The organism is Pseudalkalibacillus sp. NRS-1564, from assembly GCF_050467905.1.
Lineage (GTDB): Bacteria > Bacillota > Bacilli > Bacillales > Guptibacillaceae > Guptibacillus > Guptibacillus hwajinpoensis_B.
Window position 1 is genome coordinate 192,534 of record NZ_JBITPM010000011.1, and the last position, 15,062, is coordinate 207,595.

Annotated in this window: 16 protein-coding genes and 1 other annotated feature; all 16 genes read right to left on the reverse strand. The window is 41.4% G+C overall.

Going from position 1 to position 15,062, the window contains the following annotated elements; all coding sequences use genetic code 11:
* Nucleotides 1-109: 109 nt before the first annotated feature.
* Entirely contained in the window at nt 110-1,024 is a 915-nt protein-coding gene (locus ACIFPW_RS05940; RefSeq protein WP_194221360.1) for an RluA family pseudouridine synthase, read from the reverse strand.
* Nucleotides 1,024-1,485 (reverse strand): signal peptidase II, encoded by a 462-nt coding sequence (gene lspA / locus ACIFPW_RS05945; protein ID WP_283152264.1) that lies wholly within the window; start codon nt 1,483-1,485, stop codon nt 1,024-1,026. Before lspA ends, ACIFPW_RS05940 begins: the two co-directional genes overlap by 1 nt.
* 134 nt (nt 1,486-1,619) lie before the next feature.
* Nucleotides 1,620-4,376 (reverse strand): isoleucine--tRNA ligase, encoded by a 2,757-nt coding sequence (gene ileS, locus ACIFPW_RS05950; protein WP_430242784.1) that lies wholly within the window; start codon nt 4,374-4,376, stop codon nt 1,620-1,622.
* 109 nt (nt 4,377-4,485) lie between these two features.
* Nucleotides 4,486-4,695, reverse strand: a binding site (T-box leader).
* A gap of 74 nt (nt 4,696-4,769) precedes the next feature.
* On the reverse strand, nt 4,770-5,282 hold the full coding sequence (locus ACIFPW_RS05955; RefSeq protein ID WP_430242787.1) for a DivIVA domain-containing protein: 513 nt from the start codon (nt 5,280-5,282) through the stop codon (nt 4,770-4,772).
* Between the two features lie 91 nt (nt 5,283-5,373).
* Nucleotides 5,374-6,147, reverse strand: a complete 774-nt coding sequence (locus tag ACIFPW_RS05960) for an RNA-binding protein (RefSeq protein ID WP_430242790.1) — start codon at nt 6,145-6,147, stop codon at nt 5,374-5,376.
* Entirely contained in the window at nt 6,147-6,410 is a 264-nt protein-coding gene (locus tag ACIFPW_RS05965; protein WP_194221355.1) for a YggT family protein, read from the reverse strand. Before ACIFPW_RS05965 ends, ACIFPW_RS05960 begins: the two co-directional genes overlap by 1 nt.
* Before the next feature lie 19 nt (nt 6,411-6,429).
* Complete coding sequence (locus ACIFPW_RS05970; protein WP_194221354.1) at nt 6,430-6,864, reverse strand: cell division protein SepF; 435 nt, start codon at nt 6,862-6,864, stop codon at nt 6,430-6,432.
* A 27-nt stretch (nt 6,865-6,891) separates the two neighbouring features.
* A complete protein-coding gene (locus ACIFPW_RS05975; protein WP_430242794.1) occupies nt 6,892-7,569 on the reverse strand; it encodes a YggS family pyridoxal phosphate-dependent enzyme in 678 nt (225 codons plus the stop codon).
* A 7-nt stretch (nt 7,570-7,576) separates the two neighbouring features.
* Nucleotides 7,577-8,404 (reverse strand): peptidoglycan editing factor PgeF, encoded by an 828-nt coding sequence (gene pgeF / locus ACIFPW_RS05980; RefSeq protein WP_430242797.1) that lies wholly within the window; start codon nt 8,402-8,404, stop codon nt 7,577-7,579.
* Nucleotides 8,405-8,497: 93 nt separating this feature from the next.
* Nucleotides 8,498-8,767 carry a YlmC/YmxH family sporulation protein gene (locus ACIFPW_RS05985; protein WP_098443312.1) on the reverse strand — a complete coding sequence of 90 codons (270 nt, stop codon included), beginning with the start codon at nt 8,765-8,767 and terminating at the stop codon, nt 8,498-8,500.
* A 70-nt stretch (nt 8,768-8,837) separates the two neighbouring features.
* Nucleotides 8,838-9,617: an RNA polymerase sporulation sigma factor SigG gene (sigG, locus tag ACIFPW_RS05990; protein WP_194221351.1), complete on the reverse strand. Its 780-nt coding sequence runs from the start codon at nt 9,615-9,617 to the stop codon at nt 8,838-8,840.
* Between the two features lie 83 nt (nt 9,618-9,700).
* A complete protein-coding gene (gene sigE, locus ACIFPW_RS05995; RefSeq protein ID WP_194221350.1) occupies nt 9,701-10,420 on the reverse strand; it encodes an RNA polymerase sporulation sigma factor SigE in 720 nt (239 codons plus the stop codon).
* A gap of 34 nt (nt 10,421-10,454) precedes the next feature.
* Nucleotides 10,455-11,372, reverse strand: coding sequence for a sigma-E processing peptidase SpoIIGA (gene spoIIGA / locus ACIFPW_RS06000; protein ID WP_430242800.1), 918 nt, complete (start codon nt 11,370-11,372; stop codon nt 10,455-10,457).
* Nucleotides 11,373-11,547: 175 nt separating this feature from the next.
* Nucleotides 11,548-12,483, reverse strand: a complete 936-nt coding sequence (gene thrB / locus ACIFPW_RS06005) for a homoserine kinase (protein WP_430242802.1) — start codon at nt 12,481-12,483, stop codon at nt 11,548-11,550.
* Complete coding sequence (thrC, locus tag ACIFPW_RS06010; protein WP_430242805.1) at nt 12,468-13,523, reverse strand: threonine synthase; 1,056 nt, start codon at nt 13,521-13,523, stop codon at nt 12,468-12,470. The genes thrB and thrC overlap by 16 nt, the downstream gene beginning before the upstream one ends.
* Nucleotides 13,523-14,815 carry a homoserine dehydrogenase gene (locus ACIFPW_RS06015; protein WP_430242808.1) on the reverse strand — a complete coding sequence of 431 codons (1,293 nt, stop codon included), beginning with the start codon at nt 14,813-14,815 and terminating at the stop codon, nt 13,523-13,525. Before ACIFPW_RS06015 ends, thrC begins: the two co-directional genes overlap by 1 nt.
* Nucleotides 14,816-15,062: the final 247 nt, after the last annotated feature.

Below are 15,062 nucleotides of genomic sequence, written 5' to 3' on the forward strand. Positions count from 1 at the left end.
TGTACCGATCGTACATAGCCGTTTTTCCTTTGCAGCCTCACGGGACTGTCTTTAAAGGGTATGCTATTGTCTATAAAGAGTATCGCAAAGATCTCTTCTTAAGTCAACCTTAATCTTGTCTAAGTCGCTTTAATAAACGTTCAATATCTTCTGGAATAGGAGCAGAGAATTCAAGCCACTCTTCTGTTACAGGGTGACTGAAGCCTAGAACACCGGCATGAAGAGCCTGACCATCAATCGGAAGCGACTTTCTTCTTGGGCCATATTTAGGATCACCTGCAACGGGATGATCGATATATTTCATATGAACTCGAATTTGATGCGTACGACCAGTTTCAAGCTTACACTCAACATAAGTAAACTGCTTATAACGTTCTAGAACATGAAAATGCGTAACCGCATCTCGGCTATTTTCATCCGTTACCGTCATCTTCTGACGATCTTGCTTATCTCGCCCGATTGGTGCATCAATTGTCCCCACGTCATGCTGGATGTTGCCATGAACGATGGCAGTATAACGTCGGTTAACGGTTTTAGCTTGAAGCTGCTTTACAAGTGATTCATGGGCTTTGTCGTTCTTTGCGACCATTAATAATCCTGAAGTATCTTTATCAATCCGATGGACGATACCAGGACGGACAACACCGTTAATACCGCTTAGATCGTTAACTTGATACATTAACCCATTAACAAGCGTTCCGCTAGCATGTCCTGGAGCTGGGTGAACAACCATTCCTCGTGGTTTGTTCACGACAAGAACATCCGCATCCTCGTAAACAATCTCAAGGTTCAGATTTTCTGCTACAATTTCTAATTCTTCAGGCTCAGGAACGGTTACTTCGATCTCATCGCCTGCTGTTGCTTTATAATTGCCTTTCACGTCTTCGCCGTTCACTTGAATATTTTTATCTTTAATCCAAGCTTGAACCTGGCTACGCGACCAGTCATTTTCATAAGAAGTAATGAGCTTATCGATTCGCTCACCTTTCTCTTCTTCTGCTACTTTAAATGTGAATTTTTCCATTAGTTTTCCCCTTTAGCCTGCTTACTTTCAAAAATGGTTCCGATAAAGATAAGAATAACACCTACAACAAGGGAGGCATCGGCAACGTTAAAGATCGGAAAATCATAAGAGAAGATAAATGTGTTCACAAAATCTACTACTTCTCCACGAAGGACTCGATCTATAAAGTTCCCTATTGCACCACCAAGTATGAGTGCTAGGGTGACGCTAACGAAACGGCTATGTTTATATTGTCTCATATAATAAATAACCGCTCCAATGACGAAAATGGTAATGATATAAAAGAAAATCATCTGTCCTTGAAGGATTCCGAAGGCGGCGCCCCGGTTTCGATGAGAAGTTAGATAAAGAAAATCATTGATTAATGTAATGTTTTCACCATATTCCATGTACTTCACAACAAGCCATTTCGTCCACTGATCTAGAACAATGATGCCTATGGCTATGAGATATTTCCACACGAGCGCTCCTCCGATCAAATGTTACTTCCTATGAAAGTTTAGCACAGCTTGCTTCAGCAGACAATCGAAACTGAGCTAACAACAAAGAAAAGACGCTTCGCATCGCAAAGCGTCTTTTCGATATATTTCTTTAATTAGTAATGATTTTTAACCGTTTCAGCACAGCTAGCGCAAAGAGTTGGGTATTCGCTATTAGCGCCAACGTCTTTTTTCACTTGCCAGCAGCGCTCACACGTTTCTCCCTCAGCAGGTGAAACGGAGATCGCTAGTTCTTCATATACTTTCGCTTCTGCTGGTGCTTCAGCCTTCGTACCGGCCAATGTAGCACCTGATACGATAAAGAGCTTCTCAAGATTTGCTACGCCTTCAAGCAAATCCTTCGTACCATTATCAGCATAAATATGAAGCTGAGCGGTTAACGATTTACCAATTTTCTTCTCGTTACGCGCTTCTTCTAGTGCTTTTAGAACTTCGTCACGAAGCTCCATCACATGATCCCATTTTTCTTCAAGATCAGCTGTACCTTCAAAATTCTTCACTTCTGGCATATCGGAAAGCTGTACATACTCTTCCTTCTCACCAGGGACAAACTGCCATACTTCTTCAGCAGTGTGCGGAATGATAGGCGAAAGAAGTTTCGTAAGCGCAACAGCTGTCTGATAAAGAACCGTTTGGATCGCACGGCGGTTCGGGTGATCTGCATGTTCAATATAAAGCGTGTCTTTCGCGATATCGAGATAGAACGAGCTCATTTCAATTGTAAAGAAGTTATGGATCGTATTATAAACCGTTAAGAACTGATACTCATCATAAGCTTTTTTCACTTTCGATACGAGATTATTTAGCTTCACAAGCATATACTGATCAAGTTCACCTAAATCCTTATACGCCACTTGATGCTCTGTTGGATCAAACCCTTCAAGGTTCCCAAGCATAAAGCGGAACGTGTTGCGAATCTTTCGGTACACTTCAGCTACTTGTTTTAAAATATCATTCGATACGCGAACGTCAGCTTGATAATCCGCCGATGATACCCATAGACGAAGAATATCCGCACCCAATTGTTTCATAACATCATTCGGTACCATTGTATTTCCAAGTGACTTACTCATTTTCTTTCCTTCACCGTCAAGAATAAATCCATGACTGAGAACCGCTTTATAAGGTGCTTTCCCTGTTACGGCTACAGCTGTTGAAAGGGACGAGTTAAACCAGCCACGGTACTGATCAGAACCTTCTAGATACAAATCAGCAGGTCTTGCAAGGTCGCTTCTTTCTTCCAGAACAGCTTGGTGAGAAGAACCTGAGTCAAACCAAACATCCATGATATCCATTTCTTTGCGGAATTCACCGTTTGGACTATGCTCTGAAGTAAATCCTTCAGGTAGAAGTTCTTTTGCATCCCACTCAAACCAAATGTTTGATCCATGCTTACGGAACAATTCTGATACATGAGCAATTGTCTCATCTGTAATGATTGGCTCATTATTTTCGCCATAGAACACTGGGATTGGAACGCCCCATGCACGTTGACGAGAAATACACCAATCTTCACGATCCTTCACCATATTATGAAGGCGAATTTCACCCCATGATGGGAACCATTTCACATCTGCTACAGCTTGAAGAAGTTCAGGGCGGAACTCTTTGATCGACGCAAACCACTGCTCTGTTGCACGGAAAATGATTGGTTTCTTCGTACGCCAATCGTGTGGGTAAGAGTGAGTGAAGAATGTAAGCTTCACTAGCGCGCCAACTTCTTCAAGTTTTTCAGTAATTGGTTTATTTGCTTTGTCATAGAACATACCTTCAAAGCCAGGAGCTTCGTCAGTGAAAACACCTTTCTCATCTACAGGGCAAAGGATGTCTAGCTTATACTTTCTTCCGATCATATAGTCATCTTCACCGTGTCCCAGGGCTGTATGAACGCAACCTGTACCTGCGTCAAGCGTTACGTGGTCACCAAGGATCACAAGAGATTCACGATCGTAGATTGGATGCTGAGCCGTCACGTATTCAAGTTCGCTACCTTTTACGCGCTTCACTTCACTTACGTTGTTCCACTCAAATTCTTCTTTTAATTGATCAACAAGCTCTGTTGCTACAACATATTTCGTACCATCCGCTTCAATGACGCTGTATTCAAACTTCTCATTCAACGCAATGGCAAGGTTTGAAGGAATTGTCCACGGAGTTGTTGTCCAGATGATAAATTTCTCATCGCCATCAAGAACACCTTTTCCATCTTTTACATCAAACGCAACGTAAATCGATGCAGAGCGCTTATCTTGATACTCAATCTCAGCTTCTGCTAATGCTGATTCAGATGTCGGAGACCAATAAACGGTTTTTTTATCTTTATAAATATAACCGCGCTTCGCCATTTCTCCGAACACTTTAATTTGCTGTGCTTCATAGCCTTTATCAAGCGTAATGTATGGGTTATCCCAATCAGCACGAACTCCAAGTCGCTTGAATTGTTCACGCTGACGATCAACTTGTTTTAATGCGTATTCTTCACATTTCTTTCTAAATTCAGCAACCGTTAACTTCTTACGATCGACGCCTTTTTTCGTTAACGCCTGCTCGATTGGAAGTCCGTGCGTATCCCAACCAGGAACATATGGAGCATTAAAACCGTTCATTGATTTATATCGAACGATGATATCTTTTAAAACTTTGTTCTCTGCATGACCCATATGGATGTCACCATTTGCATATGGAGGGCCATCATGTAGGACGAATAGAGGGCGGTCCTTCGTTCTTTCCTGTACTTTTTCATAGAGATTAATGTTTGCCCATTCTTTTTGCATGTCGGGCTCTTTATTCGGTAAATTTCCTCTCATCGGGAATTTTGTTTTTGGCATTAAGAGCGTTTCTTTATAGCTCATGAGGTTTCCTCCTTCAACTTATAACGAGCAACAACCGTAACGATCTTCAGCCACTCGGGAGTTGTTTCTTCAAAGTGTGCTACAAAATAAAAAAACCTTCTCGTCCCCGAAAAGGGACGAGAAGGTTTTCCCGTGGTACCACCCAAATTAAGCTTTGCGCTCACTTTGCATTCGTAACGTGAATGATTCGCCGAGGCTTACTTATCGTTCAGCACGGGACTCAGGGGCGATCTTCTCTGATTGCTTAACACCGGCTCACACCATTCCCGGCTCGCTTTGTTAAGTAAGAATCAGATACTCTTCCCATCTTCGTCGATCGTTATTGCTATTAATAGAAGTATAGTGTAAATAAAAATAAGAAGTCAAGGAAATGACAAAAAATAAATGAGTGCTTTATGCTTTTTCTTCGATTTGCTCCTGTTGCTGATCTTCTTCCTCATCAAATCGAGCCACTAAGCCATCCCAGTCTTCATTATTTAGCATCTCTAGCTGGGCTTCAACTAGCATACGAAAACGCGTGCGATAAACCGCTGCTTGTTTTTTCAGCTCTTCATTATCCATGGAGATTTTACGCGCTTTAGCAAGCGAATCATTAATAATGTGGTCGGCATTTTTCTCAGCTTCTTTTACGATGAGCTGGGATTCTTTCTTAGCGTTTTGTCTCACTTCTTCCGCTGACTCTTGTGCTACTAGGATCGACTTATTTAACGTTTCTTCAAGGTTTGAGAAGTGCCCAAGTCGTTCTTCTAGAAGCTTCACTCTCTCATTCAATTCTTTCTTTTCTCTGATTACCGTTTCATAATCTTTGATTACCTGATCAAGAAACTCATTGACCTCATCTTCATCATAACCGCGGAATCCGCGTGTAAATTCTTTGTTATGAATATCTAATGGTGTTAAAGGCAATTCAGCCACCTCCGATTTACTCTCTTTTTTCATATACCCGGCTTACTCGTATTTCGACAATCATTTGGATATTCCTTCTATTTATGACAAACTATTTACGAATTTGATACGTAATTCGCCATTTATCCCGCTTTGTTTTGCCATCAACAGAAATAATCTTACTTCTACCTGAACCTCGTAACGATAAATAGTCTCCCTCTTTCACTTCAGCAGAAGGTTGACTGACGATCTTCCAATTTAATTTCGCTCGATCATGTTCAATCATCGGAGCAACCTTACCTCGTGATAGATTGTATACTTCTGCAAGTACCGTATCCAAACGAAGGCTTGTTACTGTGCCTGACTGCTCCTGCCAGGAAGCTTCTACGACGCTTACGCTCGTTAATGGAATTTCGTTAGGAGATATGGACGCTTTACCTGCATGTGTTAAATTCATTTTCACGAAATCCGCAATTTCCTTCGCTACGATTAAATGCGCAGCACTATCCTGCACAAGGATATCTCCAAACTTCTCACGCTTAATTCCAAGACCCATCATTGCCCCAAGCAAATCTGGATGAGTAAGTGATACGAATTTGGCTGGATATGTAATTCCAAAAGCGATTATCTCGAAATCTTCCGTTGTTGGTTCAAAGTAAGGAGGAACAAGAAGAGCCCTCTGACGCTCAGACCCTTCAACTCCACCTGAAAAAAACACGCCCACGTCAGAGTGATTTCCAATGATTTGCCTCACCATATCCTGTTCTCTTGGATCAAGAAAATCGGTTAATCTTGGAGCATACCTTTCTTGAACCTCATCCTGCCATTGTAAAACGCGATCGACAAATGTTCTTTCTTCTGGACGATAGTGTTCGTAAATAGACATTAGCCTATGAATCTAAAGACCGCAATAATTCCATATTGCACAAACTGAAGTGCGAAAATGGCTACGATCGGAGAAATATCAAGCATTCCACCGATTGGAGGAATAATCTTACGAAACGGAGCTAGATATGGTTCTGCTATAGAAGCAATCATTCGTCCAATAGAAGATTCTCTTGCATTTGGAATCCATGACATAAAGATGTAAATGATGAGGATCCACGTATAAATTTGTACTGCTGAAAGTAAGATTGAAACTATGTTCAAACTTTTCACCCTTTCTTAATTACTGGTCTTCGTAAATTTCATCTGTAATGTTACCTGAAATTTCAACATTGTCCGGTGTACATATAAACGTATCCGGACCGAGTTTCTGAATATCGCCACCAACAGCGTAGACTGTTCCACTTAGAAAATCAACAATGCGTCTCGCCTGATCTTGTGGAATACGTTGAAGATTCATCACAACAGACTTCCGATTTTTCACGTGATCAGCGATATCCTGAGCTTCAGCATACACTCTTGGTTCAACTAGCACAACTCTTGAGTTCTTATGAACGCTTTGAAGACTTACCACATTTTGTTTAGACTGCTTACGATTCGCTCGAGTTACTTCAGGCTCTTCTTCTTCCATATATGAATCTTGCTCCTGCTGCTCATCCAACTCTATCGTTTCATCATCAAGTTCAAAGAACTGCTTGAATTTCGTTTTGATACCCAATTCCCTGCACCTCCTGGAGAGCTTATTTTATTTTTCATTTCCGACAAGTGACGATCCAATGCGAACATATGTCGCGCCCTCTTCAACAGCAATTTCATAATCATTTGACATCCCCATTGAAAGCTCATTGCATGGAGCATGTGGGAGTGAAAGGCTTTGGACACGTTCTCCAAGCTCACGAAGTTTCTTGAAAACATCTCGAATTTCATTTGTATTATCTGTATGCGGAGCCATAGCCATTAATCCTACGACTTTAATAGATGAGAATTCATTAAGTGACTCAATAAAAGGTAGCGTCTCACCTGGCGATAATCCATGCTTAGATTCTTCACCAGACACGTTAACTTGCACAAAACAGTTTACTTCACCATCAGCTCTCTTTTGTATTTCTTTAGCTAGAGATATACGATCGAGGGAGTGAATATAATTTACAAATGGAAGAATGTCTTTTACTTTACGAGATTGTAGTGTGCCAATAAAGTGCCACGAAGGCAATGTGCCAATAGCTTCTACTTTCTTCAATAGCCCCTCATCACGACTTTCACCGAAGTGAGTAACGCCAGCTTCTAATGCTTCTTTTGTACGTTCGACGCTAACATATTTCGTCACCGCTACAACATGAATATGCTGAGGATCACGACATGACCGTTCTGCTGCTGCGTTAATTTTTCCTTTGATTGTTTCTAGACTTTCTCTTACATTCACGATAACGCTATACCTCCCCGAGTCCTATGTATGCCATCATTCTTCCTGTTTTTCCATTTTCATTTCGGTGAGAGAAAAACAGATTGCTACAGCTTGTACAATAGTCACTAACTGATAGTTGACTCGCCTTAATCCCTGACCGAAGGAGGAGCTCGCGATTCACGGCTTTTAAATCAAGCTGGTATTTCCCTGTTGCTTTTTCATCAAAAAACAGATCCTGATCTCCTACTAGCGCTTTAATGTGTTCGATAACGCCATCATCAACCTCGTAGCAACATTTCCCTATTGAAGGGCCGACTGCAGCATAAATATCGTCGGTTTGGATTCCATCATTGTTCCACGCACGAATCATCTCTCCTGCAATATTCTTCGTTGTTCCTTTCCAGCCTGCGTGGGCAATCCCCACTCTTTTAGCTGATGGCGCATAGAAATAGAGCGGTACGCAATCGGCATAAAGAGCGGTTAGAAGAACTTCGGGATCATCTGTATATAGCCCGTCCACTTTCGGAACGGCATCTTGATGATTCGTTGCTCCTCGTCCCTTATCCGCTGCTGTTACATTCGCAATGTCGGCGCCATGAATTTGCTCACCAACGATCCATCGATCAAGGGATTGTCCGATATCATAGGCAAGGGTTTCGCGATTTATTAGTACATCTCTCGCTCGATCTGGTACGTGGAATCCAAGATTCAAGCTAGAAAACGGAGTCTGGCTAACTCCGTTTCTACGGGTTGAAAAACCTGCTATCAGGTTATCGTTCCGTTCAGCTTGATCTGGAAATTTCAGTGCCAGTGATGTTTTATGTGTTGATGGTTGAAATGGTTCTTTTTCCACAGTTGCACCCCTTTATACCATGATACAGTTTATACCTTATTTTATCATAATATGTTGTGCCTAAGGGATATAGATTGTTAGATCTTTCTTTCCTTATGATTCTTTCTGAAACGATTCGCCATCAGCTGTATCATGATGTCTTACTAGAATGACATCTGACCCAATTTTCACTATGTTGCGCCATGGAATAACGACATCACTTTCTCGCGCAAACAATCCCATCATTTTACCTGCCCCTGGAATCACAATCGCTTCTATTTTTCCTGTCGTTAAATTAATTTCCAGATCAGCGATGTGACCAAGCTTACGTCCATTCGAGACATTCACAACATCTTTCACCTGAAATTCTGATATTTTTATCATCGCGCACCCACCTTTCATCTCATTATATGAAAAGAAGGCAAAAGAAAAGACCTGTTTCCCAGGTCTCGTTCTAACTTTGGATATTTTTATTCATTTGGTGTATCGCCGCTTTCTCGAGTCGGGACACCTGTGCCTGCGAAATTCCAATCTCATCTGCTACTTCCATTTGCGTTTTACCCTGGAAGAATCTCATTTGTAAGATCATGTTCTCTCGCTGATTTAATCTTGTCATGGCTTCCTTTAAAGCAATATCTTCAAGCCACTGGATGTCTTTCTGTTTATCATCACTGATTTGATCCATAACGAAAATGGGATCGCCTCCATCATTATAAATAGGTTCAAATAATGAAACAGGATCCTGAATCGCATCAAGTGCAAAGACTACTTCTTCCTTCGTCACCCCAAGCTCTTTGGCAATTTCAGTCGGATTTGGTTCTTTGGAATTCTTCGTCATTAATTTATCTCTAATCTGGAGAGACTTATAAGCGATATCTCTTAAAGATCGTGACACTCTGATCGGATTATTGTCACGGAGATATCTTCTGATTTCACCGATGATCATCGGCACTGCATAAGTAGAGAATTTCACGTTTTGCCCTAAATCAAAGTTATCTATGGATTTCATCAGGCCAATGCAGCCCACCTGAAATAGATCATCCACGTATTCTCCTCGATTATTAAATCGCTGGATCACGCTTAGAACAAGTCTTAAATTACCATTCACTAGTTCTTCACGTGCCGAAATATCCCCTTCCTGCATCTGCTTAAAGAGTACTCTCATTTTTTCATTTTTAAGTACTGGAAGTTTGGATGTATCTACTCCACAAATCTCGACTTTGTTTCGTGTCAACTCATTCCCTCCTCATCGGAGATGCTGTCAAAGTAAAGTATCTCCGCGAGTGGGAATTTTATGCATCTATTATGCTAAGAAGCTCAGACCATTTTATTGAACTCTTTTCGAAGTCGTTTAATGATGCGCTTTTCGAGCCTTGAAATATATGATTGAGAAATGCCAAGTAAATCGGCAACATCTTTTTGCGTTTTCTCTTCTTCTCCAGCAAGACCAAACCTTAGCTCCATAATTTGTTTTTCTCTTGGATTAAGTGTTTCTAATGCCTTCACAAGTAATCTACGATCGACGCGAGCTTCTATCCCGCGCGTAATGATATCTTCATCTGTCCCTAGTACATCAGACAAAAGGAGCTCATTCCCATCCCAGTCCACATTAAGCGGCTCATCAAATGAAACTTCTGAGCGTATTTTATTATTCCGTCGAAGGAACATTAATATTTCATTCTCTATACACCTTGATGCATAGGTTGCAAGCTTGATTTTTTTCTCAGGATTAAATGTGTTTACTGCTTTGATGAGACCAATCGTACCAATACTAATTAAATCTTCAATGTTGATCCCCGTATTCTCAAATTTCCGTGCAATATAAACGACCAGGCGAAGATTACGCTCAATTAAAATCGACCTTGCTGCTTTATCTCCCTTAGGTAATTGAATTAATAAATGGGCCTCTTCATCTTTCGATAGAGGAGGAGGTAATGCTTCGCTCCCTCCTATGTAATAGATCTCATCAGGTTTAATACCAAGCTTCATTAGGATCCGCTGCCACCATAGAACTAACTTAATTTTCATTTTCCCCATCTCGAACTCCTCCTTGGTCGTCTTGTTTTCTCTTCTATGACGCAGTCGCCTTATGTCCTGTCAGCATTTTCGGATGAAGGATACACGTATAATCTTTTTCTCCTGAAATCGTATGAAAGCTTAATCCAACAAGTACTTTTTTGACAGTTAATGAACGCCCCTCCATCGAGATCAATACTTCATCCGGCTTTACAGCACACAAGAATTGATGATCTTGTCCGACTGCCCGAAACGGAACAATACGTAACCGATGTTCCCAACGATCCTCCTCTCCTTCTTCCTGGAATTCTGTGATGTTTTTGGCTTTCTGAATAAACGATGGTGGAAAGTTCGCTTCATGCACCGTCATATCGAGGATCATAACAGGTGAGCCGCTTAAAGGGTCTTGTAGCTGGTTGCCGCTATCGACAAGTGCTTTAGCTGAAATTGTCACATCATCAATTCGGATACTAACTTCTGCTAGTTGATCAAAATGAATTCGTGTTGTCTCAAGATGATCCACTCTTCTTTTTGAAAAAAACCAAACAATAGGGAAACCAACTATCACAAAAAGCCAGCTAATGGGGTCCCCAAATCCAGTACTTTGTGTAGCGACCGCTCCGTTATACACCGTCATATCTTTTTGAAAGAAATAATGCGCCCCCATCATTCCTCCGCCAATCATAAACGTGACAAAATAGAAGAGAAGCCAACATTGAAAAAAGCTACGAAACCTTGTAAAGCCAAACGTTACCACAACAATAAGTAAGGAGTAGAGCAGCTTCATGAATGGGTTTACCATAAATGTTAGGGCAGGAACAAAAAGAAAAAGCACATAACACGAAGCGATTAATGCACCAGTAACAAGCCGTCTCTTTTTCACTTGTTTCTTCAGCAGTATCCCAGTTAGCGCAAGTAGCATGTAATCGAAACAAAAATTTAGCAACCAGATCACATCAAGGTATACTGCCACCGAACGCCTCCCCCCTTGCGATTTTGATACTAAGTATAGACTAAGTTTCTTTATAAAACTGTCAGATTGTGCCGGTTAGAGCGAGGTTATTTTGGATAATTATCACTAGTTTTGTCAGGCGATCATCCGTCCAAAAACATAAAAAAAGCCGCCCTTCTAGAGGACGACTTCTCAATTAAATGGATTGATTTTGATAAGCTCCGTACGTTATTTCTATCCCTGTTGACGCAGGTATAAGCAATTCACAATAATACTCAGGAAAAGCTTTTTCTAGCGCTAAGCGAAGTTCATTCGACGATGCTTTGGCATGAAAGACAATTAATGTTGGACCAGCACCGCTTAAAGCAGCTCCATACGCTCCATTATCCATAGCAATCGCACGAACCTTTTCTAAGTCTGGCACTAGATGTTTTCGATAAGGTTGATGAAAAAGATCACGCTCCATTAGCTTACCCGCCAATTTCCAATCATTTTGAAGAGCAGCGCCTACAAAAACATTTGCGATATTGCTTGCCTCTACAGCTTCTTGAAAAGGGAGCATATCGGGCAACACCGATCGAGAATCCGTTGTTTTCAATTTGCGATTTGGAATTAGTGCGATCATCTCTAAATCAGTTACTTGATGTGAAATCGTTCCTATTCCTTCCTCTCCAGTTGCAATAACTAGTCCGCCATAAAGGGACGCGGCAACATTATCAGCATGACCTTCAAATGTTGTAGCAATCTGTACTTTTTCTTCAATCGTTAGATGAAGACCCATTGTAAAGTCCGCGATTTCGACAGCAGCGACAATGGCTGCAGCGCTGCTCCCAAGTCCCCTCTCTAAAGGAAGTTCACTCGTCATTGTCACAGTATAAGGAGAAGGTTTCTTTCCATTCCCATACTTCTTTTCGATTTGCTCGATTGTTTGATAAATCATATTATCTTTACCTGCTGGAAATACATCATCAAAGTCAACGTAATGAAAGGACCATTCTGAAGAGGGTTCTAATTTTACGTGCAAATAGCGATTGATTGCAAGACCTACTGAATCAAATCCTGGTCCAAGATTTGAAGTACTACCTGGAACTTTCAAGTAAAGGCCTTCTTCTCTATTCACTGGCTCACACATCCCTTGAGCTCCTCAAGAAACTGTGTTTTATCTGCTGCAACAACACGTGGTTTTGCAACAACAAGGTCCATTGCAGTGGAAGGATCTTTCAATCCATTCCCCGTTAATACGGCAACAACCTTTGATCCCTTCTTAATCTCTCCTGAGGCAACCTGCTTCATTACTCCAGCTACCGAAGCACACGAAGCTGGTTCAGCAAAAACGCCTTCTTTTTTGGCAAGCTCTTGATACGCATGCAAAATTTCATCATCTGTTACGCTATCGATTTTACCTTTCGATTCAATCACAGCTTCTTCTGCAAGATGCCAACTCGCTGGATTCCCAATACGAATGGCTGTAGCGATTGTCTCTGGATTTGGAATGATTTTCTTTTGAACGATCGCAGCGGACCCCTCAGCCTCAAATCCACGCATTTGCGGTCGACTATCTTCTGAGACATATTCTTTAAACCCTTTCCAATATGCAGAAATGTTCCCAGCATTCCCAACTGGAATCGCAAGCACATCTGGCGCTTCCCCAAGCTGATCACATACTTCAAAAGCCGCTGTCTTTTGACCTTCTAATCGGTAAGGATTAACAGAGTTAACAAGAGCAATAGGCTCAGTCTCCGCAATATCGCGCACCATTCTGAGCGCCTCATCAAAATTCCCATCGATCTCAAAAATTTCTGCTCCATAAATCATGGCTTGGGCAAGCTTACCTAGTGCTACTTTCCCCTTAGGTATAACGATAATGCAGCGTAACCCTGCTCTTGCCCCATAAGCTGCGGCCGCAGCTGCTGTGTTGCCTGTAGAAGCACATATAATAGCGTCACTGCCTTCTTCCTTCGCCTTAGCTACAGCCATTACCATGCCACGATCTTTAAATGAACCAGTCGGATTTGCTCCTTCAATTTTCACATAAAGGGAAATACCTAGTTCGTTTGAAAGTTGCTCAAGCTTTAGCAGCGGTGTATTCCCCTCATTTAGCGTGAGCTGAGGTGTCTCCTCTGTTAGAGGTAAATATTCTTTATATTGCTTAATCAAACCATTCCAGCTCATTACATTCCCTCCACTCGGTAACGACTCTTCACTTCTACGACTACATCCAAGTCTCTTAAACGATTATGAACTTCTTCAAATGCTCGTTGATTCGTTTCATGTGTAATGATGACAAGCTCTGCCGTACCATTATTCACAACTGGCTCTTGAATCAATTTCTCTAAACTTAATCCACGATCTTGGAATAGATGAGAAATTTTTGAAAATGCACCCGGTTCGTCTTTTACAATTAATCTGATAAAATGTTTGCTTTTAATTTGCTCATCGCTTGTTAACTTACGCTCATGCTGTGGAAGAATAACGCTTTTTCCATTCACACCTAACCGCATATTTTTAATAACAGCTACGAGATCGGATACAACCGCAGTGGCAGTCGGTAATTGACCAGCACCAGGGCCATAGAACATTGTTTCTCCTACCGCTTCACCATAGACATACACCGCGTTATATTCATCGTTAACGGACGCTAATGGATGTCTTGAAGGAAGCAATGTTGGCTGAACCGAAAGTTCAATAGATCCGTCTGTTGAGCTCGCAATGCCTAATAATTTAATTGTGTAACCTAGCTTCTTACTATAAGCGATATCTTCTTCATCAACACGTGTGATGCCTTCTACTTTTACATCATCTAATCCAACCTTCATGGAGAAGCCAAGCGTCCCAAGAATCACCATTTTTCTAGCAGCATCTAACCCTTCTACATCAGCAGTAGGATCCGACTCTGCAAATCCAAGGTCCTGAGCTTCTTTTAAGACACTTTCATATGGGACATTGTTTTTTGTCATTTTAGTTAAAATGTAGTTTGTTGTTCCATTCACAATTCCCATTAACTTAGTGATGCGGTCAGAAGATAATCCCTCTACTAAACTTCTAAGAATAGGAATGCCTCCTGCTACACTAGCTTCATAGAAAAGATCACTTTCATGATCAACTGCAGCAGTTAGTAGTTCTCTTCCATGGATCGCCATCAGGTCTTTATTCGCTGTTACAACATGCTTATGATTCTTAAGTGAAGCAAGAATGAACTCTTTCGCCTGATCAATCCCACCAATTACTTCAATCACAACATCGACCTCTGGATTATTGATAACATCTTCAGGATCTTGAGTAAGAACGCTTGAATCTAGATCAACGCTTCTTTCTTTATCCATATCTCTTACAAGTACTTTTGCCACTTTCACCTGACAACCCACTCGCTGCTGTAACTCTTTCTGGTGGGAATCAATCATATGTACAACACCACTACCTACTGTGCCAAGTCCTAACAATCCTACAGATACGCAATCCTTCATATACTCTCCACTCCTTTGTCCTTCTGGTGAGGACACTTGTTTTTATATAATGGACATTATACGTGTGATTGCCCACGAACACAACACCGTTTTCAGAAATAAATAAATTTTATTTATATTAACATAAAAAGCGGAAGTGGTCGACTAGGTCCGACAAGCGCTGGAACCTTTCGTTTGGAACACGCCCTTTGTGTTCTAAGCGAACGGTGAAGCGGCTCGAGGACCTGACCACTGGAGCTGGATTACA